General features: G+C 51.6%; 2 protein-coding genes. Both read right to left on the bottom strand.

Annotated features, from left to right (window positions below; genetic code table 11):
- Positions 1–449: 449 nt before the first annotated feature.
- Positions 450–920: a hypothetical protein gene (locus tag AB1797_03630; protein MEW5766704.1), complete on the bottom strand. Its 471-nt coding sequence runs from the start codon at positions 918–920 to the stop codon at positions 450–452.
- 200 nt (positions 921–1,120) lie between these two features.
- Positions 1,121–22,633: an Ig-like domain-containing protein gene (locus AB1797_03625; protein MEW5766703.1), complete on the bottom strand. Its 21,513-nt coding sequence runs from the start codon at positions 22,631–22,633 to the stop codon at positions 1,121–1,123.
- Between the last annotated feature and the right edge of the window lie 94 nt (positions 22,634–22,727).

Below are 22,727 nucleotides of genomic sequence, written 5' to 3'. Positions count from 1 at the left end.
ATTCCTGCGCAAGCAGGAATCCAGAAGCCTTGATATTACTGGATTCCCGCTTTCGCGGGAATGACGAGAGGTTATTACAAAGTATTTGTATTTCAAGTAGTTACAAAAAAGTGCAAAAGTATAGTTAATATATGAATCATTAAATCCGTCGTGAACCGTGTTCATGATTCGTGTCCGTAAGGCAACCACAGTTGAGCAACCACAAGGGGTTGCCCCTACTCTGACCTCTGTCTTCTGTCCTCTGTTATCTGCTATTTATCCGTGCTAATCTGTGTTAATCAGTGGCTGAATAATTTACTTTTAATATTCGTGATTGATCACTGGTAACTAGTGATAGTGTAGCCTACCCCTCTGGTCTGTGGTCATGTTCACCGCCAGAACGGCTAGACTAGCTTTCACCACTCACCAGTAACCACCACATCGGCCTTGATCGACCCCTTATTTCCCTTTCATTTCCCCACCAACTTAAATACACTCATTAAGACAGTTATCAGCGTCCCAAATAGAGCGATCGTGCCTACCGTCCATTTTAACTGAGAATTTATCACAACCTGAAGATTATCTATCCGTGTTTGAAGGTTATCCTGAAGATTATCTATCTGAGCTTGAAGGTTAGCTTGAAGATTATCTATCCGCACTTGAAGGCTTCTTATCTCCTCCTTCACCTCTACCCGCAGGCTTCTTATCTCCTCTTTCACCTCTACCCGCAGGTCTTTTCTTTCTTCCCTTTCCTCTCCCCGAAAGCTCTCGATCTTTCCCTCTATTCTCTTATCAACCTCCTCTACCTGCGAAGAAATAGCCTCAAACTCACCCCTGACTACTCCCCGTTCTTCCACCACATTCTCTATCAGCTTAAGGAGATCATCAACCCCTTCCTCGCCTAATTTAGCTCTCAATCGCTCCAGGGTTACTACTGCCACCGTGAATCTCCTCTTTTAAAATCCTGAGAATCGGCCTTGATCGGCCTCCTGATTCTTCGGACTGGATTGTTGCGGACTACGGCTTTTTTAATCCGCAATCCGCAATCCAAAATCCGAAATCGTCTATTCGGACTGGATTGCGGACGGCGGGCTCTTTTAATCCGCAATCCGCAATCCAAAATCCGAAATCGTCTAATCGTCTATCTGAGCAAGGCCACTTTGATTACCTTAACCACGGTCTTGGAGCCGTCCTCTACCACTATTCTGGCATAGTAGACACCATTAGCCATCTGATCGCCCTCATCACTGGTGCCGCCCCAGTTGAAGTAAACCACCCCGCCATTGCCAGGCTTATGCTCTTCGGCATCGGCCACCGTCGCCACCAGATCACCGACCATATCGTAAATCTTGATGGTCACATTAGCCTGCTTGGTCAGCTTCAGGCGGATAGTAGTCTCTCCCTCAAACGGGTTCGGGAAGTTGTAGGCCTCACTGACCTCCAGCTCAGCCGCACCCACGATAAAGGAGGCCATCTCTTCTGCCTGGTTACCCAATTTATCGCAGACCTTAACTATCAGATCGTGCGGCCCGGGTTCCAGGCTGCCTATGGCCGGTCGATAGATCAGGCCGGTCGAGGTAACCGTGGCCGCTACTGAATCGCCGTCAATAGTTACCTCCACACAACCGGTATCAACCCCACTGCCGGCATCATTAAATTCGGCCTCAATCAGCAAATCACCAGCCGTCACGTAAGGAGCATCCATTGCCCCATTTTCAGATGAAACAGCAGGTGAAAGAATAGTGAGACGCGGCGCCGTACTATCTACCTGAATAGTAACCTCGGCCGTAGTGCTATTCCAAACCACATCAGTTACCGTCACACTCAGGGTATGCGTCCTATCCTTCAGCGGCTTGCCAGGCATAAAGGTAAGGCTGCCTGCGGCCATGTCTATATTAGCCTGAGCTGTAACATCCTCGCCATCCAGGCTAACCATTACCCGAGCCACACCTATACCTTCGTCACTAAAGGTCGCGGTAAAGATCGGCTGAGCCAGGGTGAAGGAGCCGGCTGCCGGGGCGGTGATCTCCACGCTCGGGGCTGCGCCGTCTATGTTGAAGTTCAGGCTCGTAGTGGTCTTATTACCTAAATCATCGACCGCCGTTGCTATTACCGTGTGATCTCCGGCCGGCAGCGGCGGGGTAGTGTAGTAAATGCCGGCCAGCCTGATGATATCCAGAGAAGCGGCCAGGATTTCATCCGTCATACTTGACAGGCCAAGCACCCTTCTCATTGTCTCTTCCCAGCAAGGCGCGGTCAGGCAGTCACTAATAGGCGCTTCAACCGGCGCCGAACTTATCGTGACTGAACCTATCTGGACGTCCAAATTCACCTCGTCTACGGATTGGGAATAAGCCTCGTCCTCTACAGACTGGTAATAATCCACCAGGTCGCCGCACGGCACATACTCGTACTCATAGCAGTTGACCATAGCCTCATTAACGGCCCGGTCAATGGACTGCTTAAAGACCTGCGGCGTGACATTAACGCCGTCCACGGTTACGGTCAGGGCAGCCAGATCAGCGCCGTCAATGCTTACTGCCCCGGTAATAGTCGCCGGATTAATCGCATAACCATTAACGGCCTCGGTAGCAATTGATATCTCAGCGCCTTGCGTATCCACCTCGAACATCCATTCACTGCGGCCGGCATTACCCACTCTATCGTCGGCCTCAACCACTAAGGTGTGCCGTCCATCGGCCAGGCCGACCAGGTCAATGGCCACCCGGTTATCCGTTACGGTGTAGGCCACCACCGTTCCATCTAAGGTTACTTTAACCGTATCAGCCTTCACACCGGCCGGCTCATCCGTCATAGTGGCCTCGATCCTAACCGTATCCTTAGTCAGGCCGGCCGCGCCAGTAACAGGCGGCAGGATAGTAATTACCGGACCAGCCACATCAACCACGATGGTGGTCTCCTTCATGGCCACATTGCCCACCTGGTCAGTAGCTACCACCCGGATGAGATGCTCACCCGCTTCAGGATAGCCTGACCACCTAAGGTTAACAGACTGGTACGGTACGCACTGGCAGGCATCAGTTATTAGCTTGGAATTCATCCACAGCGCCACGCCGTCGCAGCCCACATCGGCTACCTCGTCGGCTATAGCCAGATCCAGAGCCACATACTTACCGAATACCGTGCCATTAGCCGGCAGACCGGCCATATCAGGCGGCGTAGCATCAACCGTAAAGATGGAGCTGACCACGGCCACATTACCCACCTTATCCGTCACCGTAGCCTTCACCGTATGGCTACCTTCGGCTAAAGGCTCAGCCGGCATATAGGTCACCGTATTAACCCCGGCCCCACCAGCCTGAACCACAATATCTGTTCCGTCCAGAGTCACCCTTACATCTTTGGCCTCGATCCCGGCGCCAGCCGCCTCAGCCTCAGTATAGGTAACCTCAATGGTAGGCAGGTTATTAGTAATCGCCCCATTAGCCGGTGAGGCAATAGTGATAATCGGTATAGAGGCATCTACATTAAAGGTAATAGACTTAGTGGTCTTATTACCGACCTTATCCATAGCCACGATCATCAGGGTATGCTTACCCGTAGCCAGCGGCATAGTCGGCTGATAGCTAACACCGGCCGGGGTTAGCTTGACACCCGGATCAAGGGTAATGTCATACCCATCAAGGTAAACCGAGATCGAAGTCACGCCCGAAGCGGCATCCGCTACCCTCACATTAAAGGCCGGCTGCTTGGAGGTCACGCTACCGTCATTGACATCAAAGGCCACTGCCGGTCCGCTGGTCTCGATGATGTAGTTGCGGACTAGCCAAGTCTCTCCAGAACCATTCCCCAACGCATCTTCAAAATCATCACCAATATAATACGCCTGGAACGGATCAAATGGAATATCGTTAATTCCTTCATCTCCCCACTCATCGATAATCAGGTCTCTCCTGTCAGGGTCTCCACCGGCTGCACCGGCTGCGCCGGCTGCACCGGCTGCGCCGGCTGCACCGGCTGCACCAGAGGCACCAGCTCCACCGGCCATACTATCGCTTGCATCACCTCCGGCTCCACCGGATCCACCAGATCCTCCGGATCCACCAGATCCTCCGGATCCACCAGATCCTCCTGACCCTCCTGTTGATGAGGCTGTCGGCAGACCCCACGGCTGATAGAGGAAGAAACCGTAATGCTCGTTATGCAGATCATCCAGATCATCCCAATCCTCATGTCCACCGACGTAGAAGATGGCCTGCAAGGTCTCACCTTCCTTGAGGTTGCCATCGTTATACTTATAGCTTATCCGCCAAGCCTTATGATTCTTATGATCCCAGGTAGTCTGCAGATCATGCCAGGTCTCGTTATCCAGACCATCATTGATGAAGTCATCAGAGTACTGGAACCTCAGACCACCCTCTCGACCATAAACGGTCTTGAGCAAGACCTTGCGCTGGAAGTTGATGATATTACCCTGATCCTCACCATCGTTGGCTACACCCTTCAGGTAAGGTAGATTAACCGTGTTAGCAATTCCGCCGCCGGTAGCAGTTACATCTCCAGTAGCTACATCTATCTCTACCTCCAGGTCTTTGATATACTTCCAGATATCCAATCTGATGTCATCCAACCCATCAGTGTCATCATCCAGGTTGAAACCACTCCCCCAATCTGCAAAGATGGCTGAAATCACGCCCTTATCCGTGCAGGGCTTGTAGTAGTGATCACCATCCAGCACGGCAAATGGTCCAGTCATATCCACCACAAAGGGCTGGTCGTAGGTCAGCTCGGTCTTGTCACTCTTAGAGCGGAGGTAGACCTTCAGGATATGCTCACCCTCAGTCAGTGGGAAGATACCCGCCGAATCAGCCAAGACATCCGCCTCTATCCTAAGATTGGTCAGATTAAGTTGACCCAGCCTGATGTTGTTCTCCAACACACCGTTGTTGAAGGTCGCATTAGCCACCGGGATATTATCAATGGTCATCTCCACATTCTCAATATCCTTAAGATCCACGCCATCGCCTTCTACAGCCCAGACAGTAATGATGTCAAAGTCGTTCCTGACATAGATCGTCCCCAGCGGATCGCCGATATAGGTAACCTGAGGCCCATCAAAGGCAATTTTCCTGATATAGGACTTCTCCGTCTCAACTACCGAGTAGATCTCAGTCAGGGTAGTATCCGAGAGGTCAAAGCTAAGGGTATTATTCACCTTATCCTGTTTTACTCTGACAATCTTGTCATTATCCCAGCCGGCTCGGCCGAGTTCCGGAACCACGCCTTCGTTCCAGTAGCGGACAGAGAGGTTATCCTCATTAATACCCAGAGCCGCCAGCTCAAGGTCATTCGGATACTTAATAGTCACCCTCGGCTCATAGCCGCGGATAAAGACCGGAGGAGAATCAGGCTCACTAAGCAGCACCACCTGGTAGGCCTGCCCTACCGGCTTGATATGTCTGGCCTGACCAGCGGAAGTGACCGGCCTAATAGTCGGCAGGATCAACAGACCTGTCCTGTTAGCGGCATTAACCCCGCCATAGTTGCCAGGAATGGCTACCGTCAGGTCATCTATGGTCACCGGCCCGTTAGTGCCCAGACTACGGGTCACCAGATAGACCTTCATCGTCTTTAAGGCATACTCCGAGGCGCCGCCTATCTGGCCAAAGTTGTCCGTGCCGGCCGTGTAGACCGTAATCGTGCCCCCGTGGGCAATGGTGGCCAGGTCGGTGGTGGTCACACCCACGTAGGTGTTAGGCACATCGGTTCTCGGGAAGACCTCGATGATCTCCTCATAGACATTATCCTGGGCATCCTCAACCACTACCAGAACGGTTCTGAGCGGGGCCTTATCACCTGAAATCTCAGCCGTAATCTCTAAGGTCTTCCTATCAATCAGGTGAGCGGCTACAAAGATCTCACCCAGGTTAACGTCGGTCACATCCATTACCGTAACCTGACCCGCGGCTGTAACTGCAATCTCGGTCACCGGGGCAATGGATTCATCTCTGTTCCCATGGTCATCCTTGGGTAAGGCCCTCAGGAGATAATTCCCGGCTTCAGGTATCCAGGTCACCTTCCAGACCGCATACTTATCTCTACCCGCCGGGGTATCACCCACAGCCACCGGATTAGTGGCAAAGCCGATATTAGTCCAGGTCTGGCCATTATCACTCGAGGCCTGGAACTGGACCTCTTGGACATCCGGACAATAGGTCACGGCGTAGATGGCATCCACATAGATGTTGTTAATCTCCTGCTGACCGCCGGAGAATCCTTGGGAAATCCTGACCTGATAGTCATCATAACCAGCGATAACCGCTACCGGCGGCAGGGTGTCGGTAATCCTCACCTGTCTGATGCAATCACCATCCGCCCCGATATTTCCAACCTGATCAGTGGCGACTACCCTCAACCAGTAGTCACCCCCTGGCATACCCGTGGTATTCCAGGTAATGGTTATATTGTTCGGATCCATTCCATCCGTCACCAGGATGACATCAATGTCTCGCCAGATATAAGCCGATGTATCAGAAATCTGGAACTGCACCTTGGTCACGGCCGTGCAGGCATCAAAGGCCGTCATCCTAATGGTCGTCCTCGCCTTATTGGAGACATCGACCACCTCCTCTAAGGTGGTATCCTCATTAATAGCCGTGATGCAGGCCCTCGGATCCAGATTGTCCACGGTCACGCCTTTAGCGATGACCACGTAGTCCTCATTGCAGGCCTGATCTCGCAGCTTGATGGCAAAGTCATAGCAACAATTGTTGGCATTGCCACCTGCGGCCACAAATTCAACGGCATTGATACCTAAGGAGAAGTAGCCGGTCAGATCATCATAAACAGCCGGCGTATCAAACCAGTTCCAACTGGCTGTCCCGGTATCAATGTCAGCGCAGAGCTTGAATCCAAAGGTCAGACCATCATACCAACCAGTGCCGGCATTCTTATGGATGTCAGCATCCGGCACATTGATCTGGGCGATCAGATCAAGGCGTCCTTCATCGGCCATCGACTGGGTATTATCCGCAAAGCCCACCTTGCCCTTGTCTCCCAGGCTACTAAAGAGCAGACCAAAGTCGGCCTGCTGATCCACGATGAACTTGATACTCACTTCATTGACATCCGTGAGGCCAAGATCAGAGGTGCCCACTACGATCATCTCATATTCGCCCTCATCCAGCGTGGTCACATCCCAGGAGGCCAGCATAAATCCATTATCACCAACTACGGTCCTACCGTCATCTGAAGCCGTAATCCAGCTATCAGCGCCTACCTGGCGATACTTCCAGATTAGCCTGGTCACATCATCATCTACCTGAGCCTCAAACCTGACCAAACCATTAATCCTGACGCTATCCATATTTTCGCAGTCACCGTAGGTATCACAGTCGGTAATAATCCGGCTGATTATCGCCTGAGCCACATTATCCTCAACCGTTACCGTCACTGTGGCGGTGGCGGTGCAACCTACCCGATCGGCCACGGTCACCATAATGTCATAGGTCCCACCGACTACCAGGGGACTATCGTTGCCATTTTGCAGACCGGTTCTCCAGGTAATGGCGTAAGGATAATTGGTATCAGGATTGATACTGGAGGAGGTATCGGTAATCTGCTTCCAGTTATCGGTAACATCTGTATGCGACTTCCAGGCAAAGGTGGCCTGAGTCACATCATTCATCTCCGCCCCATCAACCTCGGCCTTAAGCACCACCCGGTCGCCCCGCTCTAAGGTGCCGGTCGTAGTTCCGTCCGAGCTAATCTCCGGTGTATTCGGCCCGGAGAGGGTCAGCTTTACATTAGTGGGCGGCTCATTATCGATCCGCAGCTTGAAGGGATAAACCTCTTCGGTGGTGTTGCCAAAGACATCCGTGGCCTCAATGCCTACTTCATACACACCGTTCAGCTTCGGCGCCAAGGTATCCCAATTACTAAGCACCCAACTGGTAGGATCGGTATCATTTCCATTAGTATGAATCGGATCCATATCCAGGGTCGTCCAGGTAGTCGTGCCATAGAGCCGATACATAAACCTGACGTGGGCCGGACCGGTATTAAGGTCATCGGCGGCCCCTTCACTCTGAGCCGTAACCGTCGCCAACCCGCCAATGATCATATCTTCGGCCTCTTCCGGCAGGTTAAGCGCACCGGTCACCCCACACTCACTGGTATAATCAATCGCAGTCAGGGTAATCTTCGGGGCCGTAGTATCGGTCACACATACGGTGATATATCGACCTTCAGCGATGGCTGCCGAGAAGGTGTCCGAATCAGTCAGGCCATAAGGCCAGTCATCACCCGCTCGACCGCAATCATCATCCCAGGCAATACCGACCACGGTAAAGCACATTGAGTCAACGTAGCAGTTGCAAGCCTCATCCATAAAGTCTGACAGCGATATACCCCTGGTATCCCATCTGAAGGCGTATTTACCTTCGGTCATATTAGTATCCATATTGGCTGAGGTAGTAACAGCCGTCATCATTGTCCAGGCCGCCGTCTCGCAAGTCGGATCATCGGCCGTATACCAGAAGCCCACCGCGGCCACATCACTGTCATCATCCGGCGTAGCCTCGATCAGGAGTTCTTCACCCCGCTCCACACTACGCTCAGTAGTAACCCTCACATCGGCTCTCGGATTATCAACCACCAGGGTAGTGGTCGTCAGAGTGGCCATGTCTTCCTCATGGCCGGCCCAATCAATGGCCCTGGCCGCAATAGTGTAGGTGCCATCAGGCAGGTTCCTGGTATCCAGATTGATACCCCAGTAACCGGACTTGATAACAGAGACGGTATCCGGCCAATTACTATAATCATTGGTCAGAGCTGGATCAATGGTCACCGTATTTCCCTCTACCGATACCACCGTGACGATCTCAGCCTTACTTCCACCCGTAAGCAGGAGCTTATCCTTGGCCGCCAAGCCGGTAACATCAGCCAGGGCGATAACCCTGGTGCCCGCATCCGAGTCTGCACCGGCGGCGAGAGCCGTGGTAAGTCCTGGAGTATAAGCAGCTTTAGCCAGTTCGTGCACCGTGGCGCAGCCAACCTCATACTCAGCGCTCAAGCCCTGATCAACCGTAATCTCATTGGTGGCAGGGTTAATCTCTTTAATGGTCCGAACCTCTTCCACACCCGCAGACTTGATCTTAATTAGGTCATCTACCGCAAAGCCTGTGGTGCTTACCACCGCCATAACCTTATCACCCACATCAGTCGAGACCTTCAGGGTGGTCATTACGTCCAGGCCATATATTTGTGTCCAGGTGCCGCCATCCTGGTAGTAAAACTCAACCGTGGCTGAATTGATATTGTCATCCACGCTGGTGTCATAGATCGGACGATAGTCATCCGCATGACCGGCGGTGTAAGCCTTCAGCTCAATAATACCGTCCATCGAGTTGTCGCCGCAGAGATGACTGTTATCGGTATCACTGGCCGTAACACTTGTGCCGGTCGGAGCCGTGCAATCGGTCTCTACCGTAACATTGGCCGTCCTATTTATCTTCCAGGAATAGGTGTCATTAGCGGCCTCATCAGCCACGTAGGCGCCTACCTCGTAGTTCATATCAGCCATCCGCTGGTTAGGTGGGGTAATCCACTTGGTGGCATAGAGGTATTCGTAACCGGTAGTGCCCTCAGTCAGGACATCTTCCAGGGCAATGGCGGCGCCATACTTTATCTCTTTCCATTCGTTAGCTGTACCAAACTCTCGATAGAAGAAGTTGATGGAGGATTCATCTATGCCGCTGCAGTCATCCTTTCTCAGCTTGACATAGACATCCACCTCGTCTCCACCGCAGGCCACATTAGCGCCGTATTCATAGTAGCGGTTGCCGGCATAAACAGCTTCCACAGTCGGTTCAAGGGTATCAAGTTGTATCTTCTTGACCGCAGTCGGCAGGTCATCGCCGCTGTACTCATTACCCTGGGAATCTATGCCAATGGAGTCTAAGTTGTTAGTATTGCAAGCCCAATCATCAACCAATGCTCTGACGTAATACTCACACTTATCAGTGGTTATATCCAGGGCGGTCCTCAAAGCAGTTGGGCTGGCAGCCGTGTATGTCCACAGACCAGTCTGAGCACTGTAAGTAAATATTGGAGGTTGAAAAAGATTATTCCTCCACACAGCAGCAATAGCATCCCAGTGCTGGAGGGTAACACTCTGGGCCTCAACCGTCTCGCCATCGATATCAGACATAGTCGCATCAGCATCCACGGTGAAGACGATGGAGTCACCCGCATTTGGCGATAAGGTATTAACCTCAAAGGTCTTAACCACCGGTGTGGTATGATCAACCACGATCTTGACCTTATCGGTAGGCTCGCTGGTATTGCCATCATCATCCGTGGCCTTGACCCTCAGGTAGTAAACACCTTCAGCCCAGGTGGTCGCATCCCAGATATAGGCAAAGGCCTTATCTGTAACTCCAGCTATTCCCAATTCTGTCCAGGTATCAGCGGTATCAGACCCCATTATCTCCAGAGTTACCATCACCGCTGTCGCATCAGTTATCCCGCTCAAGCTCGCGATTCCAGTAACAGCCAGGTAAGGATCCAGGACGTTCCTGTCTTCACATGCGGAAATCCTCGTCAACCAGGCCGAAGGCATACCATCGTAATCGTGAAGCAGGATAACCACCGGCGAGGGCCTTTCATTTCCAGCACAATCCCTAGCAACCGCCCTGATCTGGACATAATAATCGGCTGTCTCAGGCAGGTTGGTCTCCGCCGTATCCCACAAGACCTGCCAGCCGTCAGAACCGTCAATGTCCGCTTCGGAATAAGTGTAAGCCGGAATGTTGGTCCAGACTTCTCCCGCCAGATCGGTGTCTCCAACCGAATACTGGAAGGTGACATTGGCCAGATCAGCCGTATCAGTAGTAGAAGCCACCAGGGTGAGCACATCGCCCTTGGTAAATTGGGTGGCATCAACGGGTGAAACCAGATGGACCGTCGGGGCTACCGTATCTACGGTCACCGTGATACCGTCATTCAGCAGGGCGCCGTTCTTGGCATCATCATAGGCAATCGCCCTGACATGTAAAGTCGTCCCTTCCGGCAGATTGCCCGGCGCAGTCCAGTTAATAGACCAACCATTGGCAGGGATATCATCGCTGTCAATGTCATACCACATGCTGGTTCCATCCTGGGTATTGCCGTCTTTAGACCACTGGAAGAGGACCGAGGCCACCCCAATGATGTTAATGTCCGTGTTACCACTGGGGTCAGAAACCGTGGCCCAGAGAGGCACGGCCTGACCGGCTCCAACCACATTACCACACCCGGTCCCCAGCGAAACCTCAATATCCCCAAGCTGCGGCGCGGTGCGGTCAATAATGATCTTCTTGGATATCTGATCCTCACAGGATCCGGAGGTGTTGGCCGCCTTGACCATTACCTGGTAGACGCCATCAGCCAGTCCGGAGATGTCCTTGTTAATGGACCAGACCTGAGCGCCAGGCAAAACCATCTCACCGATCTGCTGGTCATAGGTATCGTTACCTACCGCATCTATGGTAAAAGCATAGCTGATAGTAATCGGTGCTGTTCTATCGGCTGGCCTGGCATCGCCATTGAGATTTGCCGTGGCCTCAGCCGCGGAAAGATAACCATCACCATTGGCATCACCAGAAATAGACTGGAGAATACCATCCTTACCCGGCATAATCACCACTATGGAGTCACCATTAGTGGTATTGACCGTGGCAGCCGTAAGAACAGCGCCCACCTCCACCACCTGAAGGTCATCTGACCCTGCACGCATCTTAGTTCGGCAAGTTCCCCCGATCTTATTGACGATAACCGGGGTGGAGATAGCGCCGGTGGAGATCGACCCCGCATTGATCTGATACTTATCGTCAGTAGTTACCTTATCGATGTCACCATCGCCATCGGTATCACCCGGGACTGACTGGAGGATACCATCCGGACCAGGCAGAATAAGCGCCATCCACTCAATCCCACCTATGGTCGTCCGATAGCCTACCTCCTCAAGCTGGATGTCATCAGAACCCACCAGTTTAGCTGTCTGACAGATGGAGTCACCACCATCCACAATCATATTGCCCAGCACACCCGCCGGTGACTGCCAGATATAAGCCCCCTCAGGATCAACCGCCACATTCATCGGCACCGAATAATAATGAGCTGTCGTTGGCCATACATTCACCACGACATCCTCAAACTTGGCCTGAGCCCCGGGCTGGTTCGGATCAGCCGTGGAGTAATAGGGGAAGTCATCCTCATATAAGGTAAAGGTAAAGTCATTAAAGTTATTGTAATTCATGGCCTCCCAGGTAGAGCCGCCGTCAAAGCTGATCTCAATGGAGGTAGTATCTACCTGCGATGCAGTCGTCACATAGAGGTCAAGCTCATCGCCGGAGACCTTGGTCTTCTTACACTCAGCCTCATCAATGCCACTGAGGTAGACCCGGTTATCCAGGGTAGTGTCCCCTATATCATTGGATTCACACCCATTATTACCTAAACCACCCAGACTGAGCTCCAGATTACATGGGCCTTCGATACAGAGGGTTAGCTTCTCCGTATCCTCTGTGCCCCACGCATCATAATAAGGTGCGGCCTCCGCCTTCTTGTCCTCTTTATTATTGTCACAATTATCGTCATAGGCAATGGCTATCACCTTGTAACAGCCTGGCCCACCCAGGGCGGCCAGTTGGGTATCCGTCAATCTAACCGAATACTTATTGGGGAAGCCATCAGCCGCATGGTCGGTATTGTCACCCCAACCAATCAGGATGGTGTAATTTTCCACGTCAGGTGTCGCCGGATCATCCGCATAGAAGGCTACCTTAGAGACATCACCTACCGAGGTCTCCGAGCCGCTGAAGCCGCCGCTCGGATCAGGATCAACCACGGCCACGATGAGATGATCTTCACCTGTGGTGACCGTCACGGTCTGAGCCGTGTCAATCTCATCAGCCAGGGCCACACTGTCATCATCACCCGTGGTCTTGACATCGATCTGCGAGATTCTGGCCTCCGGTCTGATAGTGTCAACCTCAACCTCGATTATATGCTGGTAGCAGGCCTGGGTGTAATCATCATTACCAGGATTACTAAACTCATCCTGCCGGTCAATGGCCGTAACCATAAACTCGTAGGTCTTCTCTACCCCAGGACCGGGATCAAGACCACCGAGGCCGTCCTCATCAATGTAGTTGGAAGCCGGCTCAGGATCACCCGCCGGATAAGAAGTAGAATCATTTGGATCGCTCCCCGCCGTTATCTCCTGACCATTAGGATAGCCATCCTCGTCAGCATCGGCTGAGTTGCCGTCTTCATCGTCCCCATTGCCCGGCACCGGATAAGTCACCCTGACCGCATAGGTGTCTATCGCCTCATCAGTAGGCGTGAGAGAGCTCCAGGTCCCTCTAATCTTAGCCGTGGCATCTCCGCTAAAGGCAATCGTATCAGCCGCTCCATCGCCATCCGCATCACCCAGGACCGAGTCTATGACCCCGTTAGGGCCAGGTGTAATAATCACGGTTCCAGAATCAACATATTCACCCACATTAACTACCTGGACATCATCCGAGCCAACCTTCACCCGCGTGCTGACCACCATATCGCCGGTATCAATAACGACCTCTTCTTCCGTCGTGGCTATCAGGGTCCAGGAATCTCCGGAATCCTTCTCTCTCATCCAGACCTGAACCACCTTGTAAGGACTGCCAGTCGAATTAACATTATAGGCGCCAAAGGCCGAGGTAGCCGCGATGTCTAAGTCAAAGGTATCCTGGAAGCATCGGATGGCATCATAACTGGCGATAGCAGCCTCAGGCGGCAGGCAGTCAATGATAATGTTCTTGTAAACCGAATCGGTCCGGCCATTACCCTCCCAGCGGCCATTAGGATTGGTGTAAGGAGGCTGACTGTTAGCCGCGTCATCTAAGTAAGGCTCAGTGTCACCGTAAAGCTGATAGCCCGGCGTCGGGAAAGTCGGATCAGTGGCGCTCACTAAATCAAGCCCCACATCACCGTAAGGATCATTAGTAGGCGTAGTATCAGCCTCCGAGGTAATCAGGGTCTTATTACCGGCCCAGTCAGTGGCCACGGCCGCAAAGAGCCATCGCCCTTCAGTGCAGCTCTCAATATCCGCCATCGTCCAACTGATACGCCAGTCATTAGTATCACCATCAGAATCAGTCACAGCCGGCGTAATGCCAACATTCAAGGCCTCCCAACTGGTGGAACCAGGCTTCTTGACGTAGAAGGCCATATCCTGAATAGTGGTATTATCCGCCGGCTCATCCGTGCCGGTGTTTGGATCGGACATGGAATCAGGCGCCGCATCCTGATCATAGGCAATAGCCAGGATGTCAAGACCCATCTGCGCCCCGCTGCAGAGATTCACCCGGCTGCCATCATTCACATATTGCTGGCTGTTGGAATCCTTGATCTCCACAATAGTAGCGATTGGCTCGATGTTGTCGCCCATCTCTACGTGGCTATAGTTCTCTACACATTTTTCGTCCGTACCGTAAACCTTAGCCCGAAGCAGGATGCCCATATCTCTTCTCAGGTTCTTAAAATTCAGCTCCGGATACCAGACCATCGACCAGTCGGGATTAAGCACCGAGGTGGCCACACTATCACCTAACCAGGGATGAGATATGGCAGCCCACGTATCGCCTCCATTAACCGAATACTGATACTGCACCAGCGAAACATCACTCAAGGCAGTGCCTGCATCCAACTGGGCTCTTAGGGTAACCTTAAGGTAAGCCGAGACGGCATCGTAGGTGTCGTTGCCGTTTATATCCGCATAAGACTCGCCCATATCCCAAACGCCGTCCTTATCATCATCCTTGAAAGGTTCGCCCTCCATCCAGTGATATTCGATATCCGGATGACTGGCCGCGCTCCTGGCAGCGATGTAAGAAAGGGCCGGCACATTAGCCAGCTTCACGGCCGGACAGGCATTGTGCACGCCAAAGCAAACCGATTCAATATGGCACATATTGCCGTCATCATCCACGGCCTGAACAATCACCTTGTAACCAGCCGAATCAGCGCCAATAGAGTTCGGGAACTGAGTAGAATCCCAGTCTATGGAACGCCAAATCTGCATCGGCTCTCCACCCGGGCTGTCAATCACCTCTGGCGTGGCATCCGTGCCGATATAATTCCAACCGGCGCCGATCATCTTGATCGAGGCGCTAATCTCGCCCAGGACAGCGTTCCAGGCAGCCGCCACATTAGGATAGTTTTTAAGGTTATAACTCTTAGAGGGGCCATTATTATATAAGTTGCCATTCATCTCGGCAGTGATGGACCCCACCGTCGTCCCATCAAAGTCTTGAGCCGGATTACTGACCGTCGAACCCGTATCGCAAGCCGGATCACTGGTGGTATAAGGAGGATTATTGAAGACCACAAACAGGGTGGCCCCCTGGGCCTTTAAGGCGTCAATCGCCTTCTGTTTCTCGGGATCATCATAAGAATCCTCGTCAGTGACCAGGACTACAAATTTCTTGGAAGCCGGATCAAAAAGGCTGTTATACAGGCTCAATCCGTCTTGGATGGCCGTGAAGGCCTTTTCGCAGCTGCTCCCCACGCCGGTTGCATCCGCTACCTTTTCGAGCCAACTGACAAAGGTAGCCTGATTATCCGTCATCGCCGGACCGCCACCATCTATGGCCGCCACCAATTCCTGGTAAGCCAGGACGCCCACCCTAATGCCGCCACCCTCCTTCAGATCGAGCTTCTGGGCATTTTGAATGGCCTCGTAGAGATCGGTACCCGGGCTGTCCTTGTCACCCATTGATTCGGAATTGTCAATGATAAAGAGCACATCCGCCTTCTCCTGAGGTATGCAGCTCGAATAGTAGAATTCTACCCGATCGACCTCGTTGGAGTAGGTGTTGGCCACAAATTTAACCTTGCCGTGGACCGTATCCGAACTGTCATTGACCAGGGTAATCTCACTAAAGCTGTCTGAGCCTAAATCGCCTAAACTTCCATCTACAAATCCCAGGAAGTAGGGGGCCACACAGGTGTTATCCACCGTGGCCTCCACCTCCGGCGCCCAGATGACGCCGGCCGGGGTCTTCAGCACGTTTCCTTCGCAGTCGTAAGACAGGACCCTTAGTTTGTAGTCGCCGTAAAGCTGCCGGGTATCCCAGTTGACTACCAGCGGATAGGTGAAGTCTACCAGATCAACCACCCCATCACTGTTGACATCAAGCTGTTCACCGGTGATAGAGCCTAAGGTCTTCCAGTCACTTTCACCTTCCCACGGTCTCTTATACTGGAACATAACATAATCGATGTCATTGGTGACTAAGAAGATCGAATCAGCGCTGCCATCATTCAAACCAGTGTCACCGCCATCAACCCATTTTACACCGGTCAGATAGGTGTTATCGTAGTTAAAGGAGGTGAGATTAGCGCCCGTATCTACCGGGGAGCTGGTGGTAGTAATGTTATATTCAAAGTATGAATCGGCCGCATCCACTATATTGACTATACCGGTATCATAGTAGATATGGTCAGTGCTGAAATCAAACATCCCATCCAAGTCACGATCCACATATTTAAACTCAGGCGGCATCGGCCGATAATATTTGGGATCAGCCGATCCGGCCGACCCATCGCCCCAAATACGAGGATCATTATCCCGGTCTAAGGCCGCCCACGGGGCCACCTCAATCTGGATGGCTATATCCTGAGGCACCCTGGCCGTCACATTCTCCAGGTTCTGATTGTTCCCGATTCGGGTGATAGTCACCCTCGGCGCCGTCTTATCCGCGGCTTCAGCCTCATAGACCACCTCATTGGAGACATTACCCGCCACTAGACAGGTTGTCGCTGTATCGTTGTGCTCATTATAGCCCTTGCACTCACCAGTCAACTTCCCGCTCGGATTAAGCTCTCCATAACCAAGCCGGTCATAGGCCTGGGCACAAACATAAGCCTTGCCGGTTTGACATGGGGTCTGAGAATTGTCAAGGCCAATCTCATAACTGGTTGAAGTCCGGAAAGGCGAAGAATACACCGTGGCGAAGATAGCTTGAGCACACGCAGTCGTAGAATCACTCCCCACCTTAAAGACTACTCTGTCTACATCGAGCGCCTTGCCGGTGACATCCTCGGCTATCTCAGCCTGGAAGAAGTAGTAGCCCGCCTGGTCAGGGTCAGATATCAAGCTCACCGACTCGATCACCGGCGCGGTGTTGTCAATAATCACCCGGACAGGCACGGCGTCTTCATCTATTGATGAATGAGCCCAGCAGTTATCATAAGCCAGGGCCTTAATAGAGTACTCCACCCCGCCGTTTAAGAGACAGGTGGAATTGGTAGACGCCTTCTGGGCCGAGAGCTCGATTAGATTCTGGACCGCTTGCCATATTTTAGTATTAATCACCCAGTTAAAGTTGGCCCGCAGGTCTGAGCAAGAACCCGGCAGTACCGGAATGGGTTTGTAATTTGTTTGATCAGCAGAGCCTACGGAAGCAGAGACAATCACGCCGGTGGTCTTGTGAATCCAGGGCAGGGTAATCGGCTCCCGATCCCACTGGCCATTATGATTTTGATCTACATAAGACTCCAGCGCATCAAAGAAATTATTTCCATCAGCATCGATAAAAGGCTCGCCGCCGGTAAAGAAGAGGAAGAAGTCATCCTCATCCACCATGCCGTCTTCGTCATCGTCGTTGGCCGCCATATAACCTTTGTCATCGTTGATAATACCGTTGGCTAAGGCCATCTCGCCAAAGATGCCGTCGCCATCAACATCGATCAGGACCTGAGTCCCGTTAAGGTAGACCTGCTCCCGACCATCCACGTAACCGTTAGCGTCGTTGTCCACCTGATCCGTCCACCAGTTATTTATGGCCGCGTTTACTTGCGCATCGTTAAGGTCGGCCGCGCCGTCACCATCATCATCCAGGCCGGCCACCCCAGGTGAGCCATCACTATTTTCATCACCGGCCGGATCAAGATCAAGGTCAGCAAAGCTGTTTCGACCCGGCGTGGTGTCATATCCATCCTCGTTTTTGAACTTGGCCCGCAACATCCGCACGTCCTGATCCGAAGGCGTGGCCAAGGTCATTCTCAGATCATCCCTGACTTCATAGACATTGTAACCATAGCCTATCTCTGGGGTCATCGAGTCTTCATCTATCAGGCCGTCGCCATCGTCATCAACGCCCGTTTGGTGGTTCTTATAGCCTGTCAGGCCGTCTTCATCCATCAGGCCGTCACCATCATCATCGATCTCCAGGCTGCGTATCTGGGCCCACTGATAAGTGGAACCGTAAGGAGTACCTGGACAGTCTCCCGTCTTTATCAGCTCCATCCTGACCACCTCAGACTTGCCCGGCTCAGTGCAGTCGATAGTGACATAGTAGAGATCATTATACTGCAACTGTGAGGACAGGACCGCCCCGGACTGCAGGGAAACCGTATCAGAATCCACCGACATCAGGATGGTATTCCCGTAAAGATGAGAAGTGGGATTAGCGGCAATATTGGCCGTGACATAGAATCGAGTGGCTGCTGACAGGGTAAAGTTTGTGGTCGGATCCAGCACCCAGGTGTTGGAATCAGTGCTGGTAACCGTGATAGTTATCGACGGATCCTTATTCGCACCTGCCACCTGCAGGCCGATCGGGCTGACATCTAAGGGATCCTCGTAATAGAGCTTAAAGCCGGTTATATCCTCGGTAGTGGCCGTGCCGGAATTGGAAACAGTCAACTTGAGCAAGGCATCAGAGCCGGGCAGGTCGATCACACCATTATTATTGACATCAGTCCAGACCTCTTCCGTGGCCGTATACTTACCGTCACTGGTGACACTATCCACCCAGCCATCATTGGCATTAAAGAAATTCAACTGCACCCCAGCCAGGGAAGTAGGCGAACTCGAACCCGCAAACCACATCTCACCACAAGGAGAATAGGTATGAATACCGGTCGCCGCCGGCCAATCTTCGGTTACAATAGACTCACAATTAGTCTCACTAGTGTAGTTAAACCGATACATATCCTCATTGCCGGCGTTAAATCCGCAATCAGGATTGGTGTGCCATTCCGGCGGATCATACTGACCGTTCCCATTTACCTCAGCCAATGTATCACCTGAATCATAAAATCCGTTTCCATTAGCATCAGTGTATGTCTCACCTGTAGCTGTAGTCAGGAATTCCACCAGAAAAGTTCCAGCCGGCGCATTGGCTCCCGTAAAGGTATAAATCTGATCGTTTCTCACCGTGACCGTAACTACTCCTGAACCAGTATAATAAGTAGAATCATTCACGGTAGCCAGAGGAATAGAGTTCTGGTAAATGGCGTCCCCGGTATCAAACTCATTATTGTCATTGGCATCATACCAGACCCAGTTGGCGTTGTAAAGGGTGTTGCCTGAACTATACATCTGGCTCCCATTTACGTCCTTCACCTGATAGGCGTTTTTGGGAGAGGCCTGGTTATTAGAATCAAGTATGCTTGACCAGTTAGCATCTGGCGGCGCATAGAAAAGATAGTCTGTCCCGCCACCAGCCACTATCGAGCCGGAATCAAAGAGGGTATTACCCGTGGTCTCCAGATAGAGGATGTCGCCGACATCAAATTTAGAATCATTATTCACATCTATCCAGTAACCGGTATTAAGGGTCTCCTGAACATCATCATAGGTCAGGTTGTTGGTGGGTGATTTATCACCCCGGTCATCATTGGCCATCATCCAGATGTTACCGTAACTACGCGAGGTTGTACAAGTAGCTACCGTGTTAATCGCAATAACATCCCGGGTGGATAGATCAGGATTATCATCCGGAAGAAGATCCGTAGGCGCCGTAGTACTCGTGGGACCCTTAGCAATACTTTTAGCTACATAAGAATCCCCACACTCAGCCAGCATGGTAGTCGGCATTCCATCACCGGTACTCCCCGGACCTTCAACGATCATGTTATCGAAAAATCCAAGGCCATAATCATTACCAGTCATGTTAGGCAATGGGGGAACCAAACTAATACCATTAATCGTATCTGTACTATTGATCCTATCCCAGACCACCTGCTCTGGGGTGTCGATCAGATCGTCGCTATCGTAATCGGTGTAAGAAAGGCCGGTGGTGGACATCCCAATCATACTAGCCAGACCAGCAGTGATAACCGTATCCCCACTCGTAAGGTAAGAAGTCTGTCCATTATTTGCCGAATCATACTGACCCGTCCCCAGTTGAATAATAGCCTCAGGAGTGTCATAATCATTCCCCCCATCCACATCAACACCCACCAAAATCTGATTATCTACCATTTCATTTGCCGTAGCCCAATTTAGATTTAGGGTCTGCCACTCGCCATTCTCCGCCCAACCAGTACCTGTATCTGCATAAGTCTCCCCTGCATTTACATCCGCGGTCCCGGTCGGAGCAAGGATGGTATACCATTCCCACGCCCAATCCGGTATTATACCTGTGTCGCCGCCAAGATAAATAAGCGGTTCACAACTACCTGGGGTTGAGTCATATTGACCATCATGATTAGTATCTATATAGGCTACCGAATCAGAGCCGTTAAAGGCCAGACCGGTGTCACCATCATTAAGTCCGCTACTGCTTCCATTCAGCACTACGTCTGTTCCACTATCATAAAGACCGTTGCCATTTACATCAGCCCAAATCGTATCGCCCAGATCAAAGACACCGAGGCTCCCTGTATCGTAATAATAGATACTATCGGAGGCAGTATTAAAAGCAGTCACCGAGGCCCATCCGCTCCGGATAATAGCATCAGTCGAATCTATTTGATTATCGCTGCTACTAAAAAGCGCCTCCCCATCATCATAAACAGCAGAGGCATTGCCAGGTGTAGAATCAATCGTATCAACGATCCAAACATTAGCTATCGCCGCAAAATCGACATACCCAGCAATGGCCACCGTATCCGGCCCGGTTCCATCTAACAGCCCGGTATCGAGCGTATCATTCTGGCTGGTAATGATTACCTCGCCGGTATCTGTTACATTGGCATGCGGGTTGGCCGTATAAGAAAGGGTAGTAGAGGTAGTATCCGAAAGGGCGCCATTATACCAGCCACCATGATTGGCATCAATATAATATTGCGTATCTGGACCGTTACTCCAGACCGTCTTCAGGGCATCGCCCTGGCCCGGATTCTGTCCGCCAGTGGCTGTGCCCCAGGTAACGACTAAATCAAACAGGGCCGTATCGTTGTAATCATCAGCACCAGCTACGCCATTAATATCGTTGGTATCCGATTCTATTGTTCCATTTGCACCAGGCAAGATGATGGTTTGCCCGGCGGTAACATAAGAACCCAAGTTCACGCCAGAAGCATAGGTATCATCACCATCAGGCTCGGTTGTGGCAATACCGGCATCCGTAGAAGCCTGCTTAATAACATCCTTCTCGAACACCCTTAATAAGTGCCCTTCTATCTGGGAAGGCTGGGTATCGGACCCATTATAAAGGAGGGCGTCTGCTCCGCCCGGGATACCAGAGGTGCCAGAGTGCGTAATCATCCGGTCATCATCATAGTCGATAACGATATCCTCACCAGAGCTGTAGGACATAGTATCGTTGGTCACTTCATCGGTGTGCAGCTCCCATTTATGGAAAGGAATAAGGGCTGTACCGGCCGCAATGCCGCTGCTTGGACCGCCCAGGATCGCATCAGGGGTTATCGTGGCGGCTGAATCGTTATCCGCGTCGATAAAGATATGCGAGGCATTGCCGGAAGCGCCGCTGAAACCACTGCCAATCCCAGTATCAACCCAGGCCACATTAACCGTATTGCCCGTAACCGTCGGTGTGGCGCAAGAAATACTGCTGGCAGTGGAAATATTCTTGAAATAGGTAAACTTACTCGTAGGATCACCCTTATAACCTGAAGTCGGATAAATAGCACTATCACCTGTGGCCGACGGCGTGATGGTCATATCCAAAACAAGATTGTCCGTCGAGCCGTGACAGGCGATCACGTTCTCGACTTCCACCGCCGCTACCTTGATATCATCTATATACCAGCCTTCATAGGTATTGTCACTGGCATTGCAGTAGAAAACGAATCTAACCTGAATATCCGGGATCGAATTACCATTTGAGTCGCCAGCCGTTTTCACGAACTCGGTAATATTAAATTCCTTAAGGGTCCAATTAGGCTCATTATTCCGATACTCGGACAACATGATCCAATTGCTTCCATCATCACTGATCTCCACCACCCCATAGTCTTCATCAGGCGCATTCAGCTCGGTGTGGATCCAATGCCAGAAGGAGAGAATCACCGCTGGGGTCCCGGTATCAGGGACATCTATTAAGGGACTGATTAATATCCCTGTATCATCTCCCCCAGCATCATAGGTATGAGTTGCATCTAAGCCATAGTAAAAACTCTCCGACCCACTGTAGGCCCGACTGGCCGGAAAAACACCTTTATCCGTCACATGCCAGAGACTGTCGACCGTCCAGGTACCTGTATCAGAGGCATCAGGATCATGAAACAAGAGCACATTTTCCCCTGCCTTAAGCACACCAACCCCGTAGATTCCACCGATCGTCAGGGCCAGGGCTGCCCCCAGGATCAGGGCGATACTCCAAATTGCAATACTATTCTTTCCTTTCATTAAACCATTCCTCCTTTTCTCTACTACTGCTACTTCTTTACCTTCTTGATTTTGTTGATTACCCATTGGGTTTCTTCCTCCTTACTTAGATTTAAGATTTATTTTCATGCGCTACGCGCTAAGTCTCATTATTAGCCAAGAGCTCTTTAACTCAAAGGGA

Source organism: bacterium, assembly GCA_040753085.1.
GTDB lineage: Bacteria > UBA9089 > JASEGY01 > JASEGY01 > JASEGY01 > JASEGY01.
This window is presented reverse-complemented; position numbering and strand designations above follow the sequence as displayed.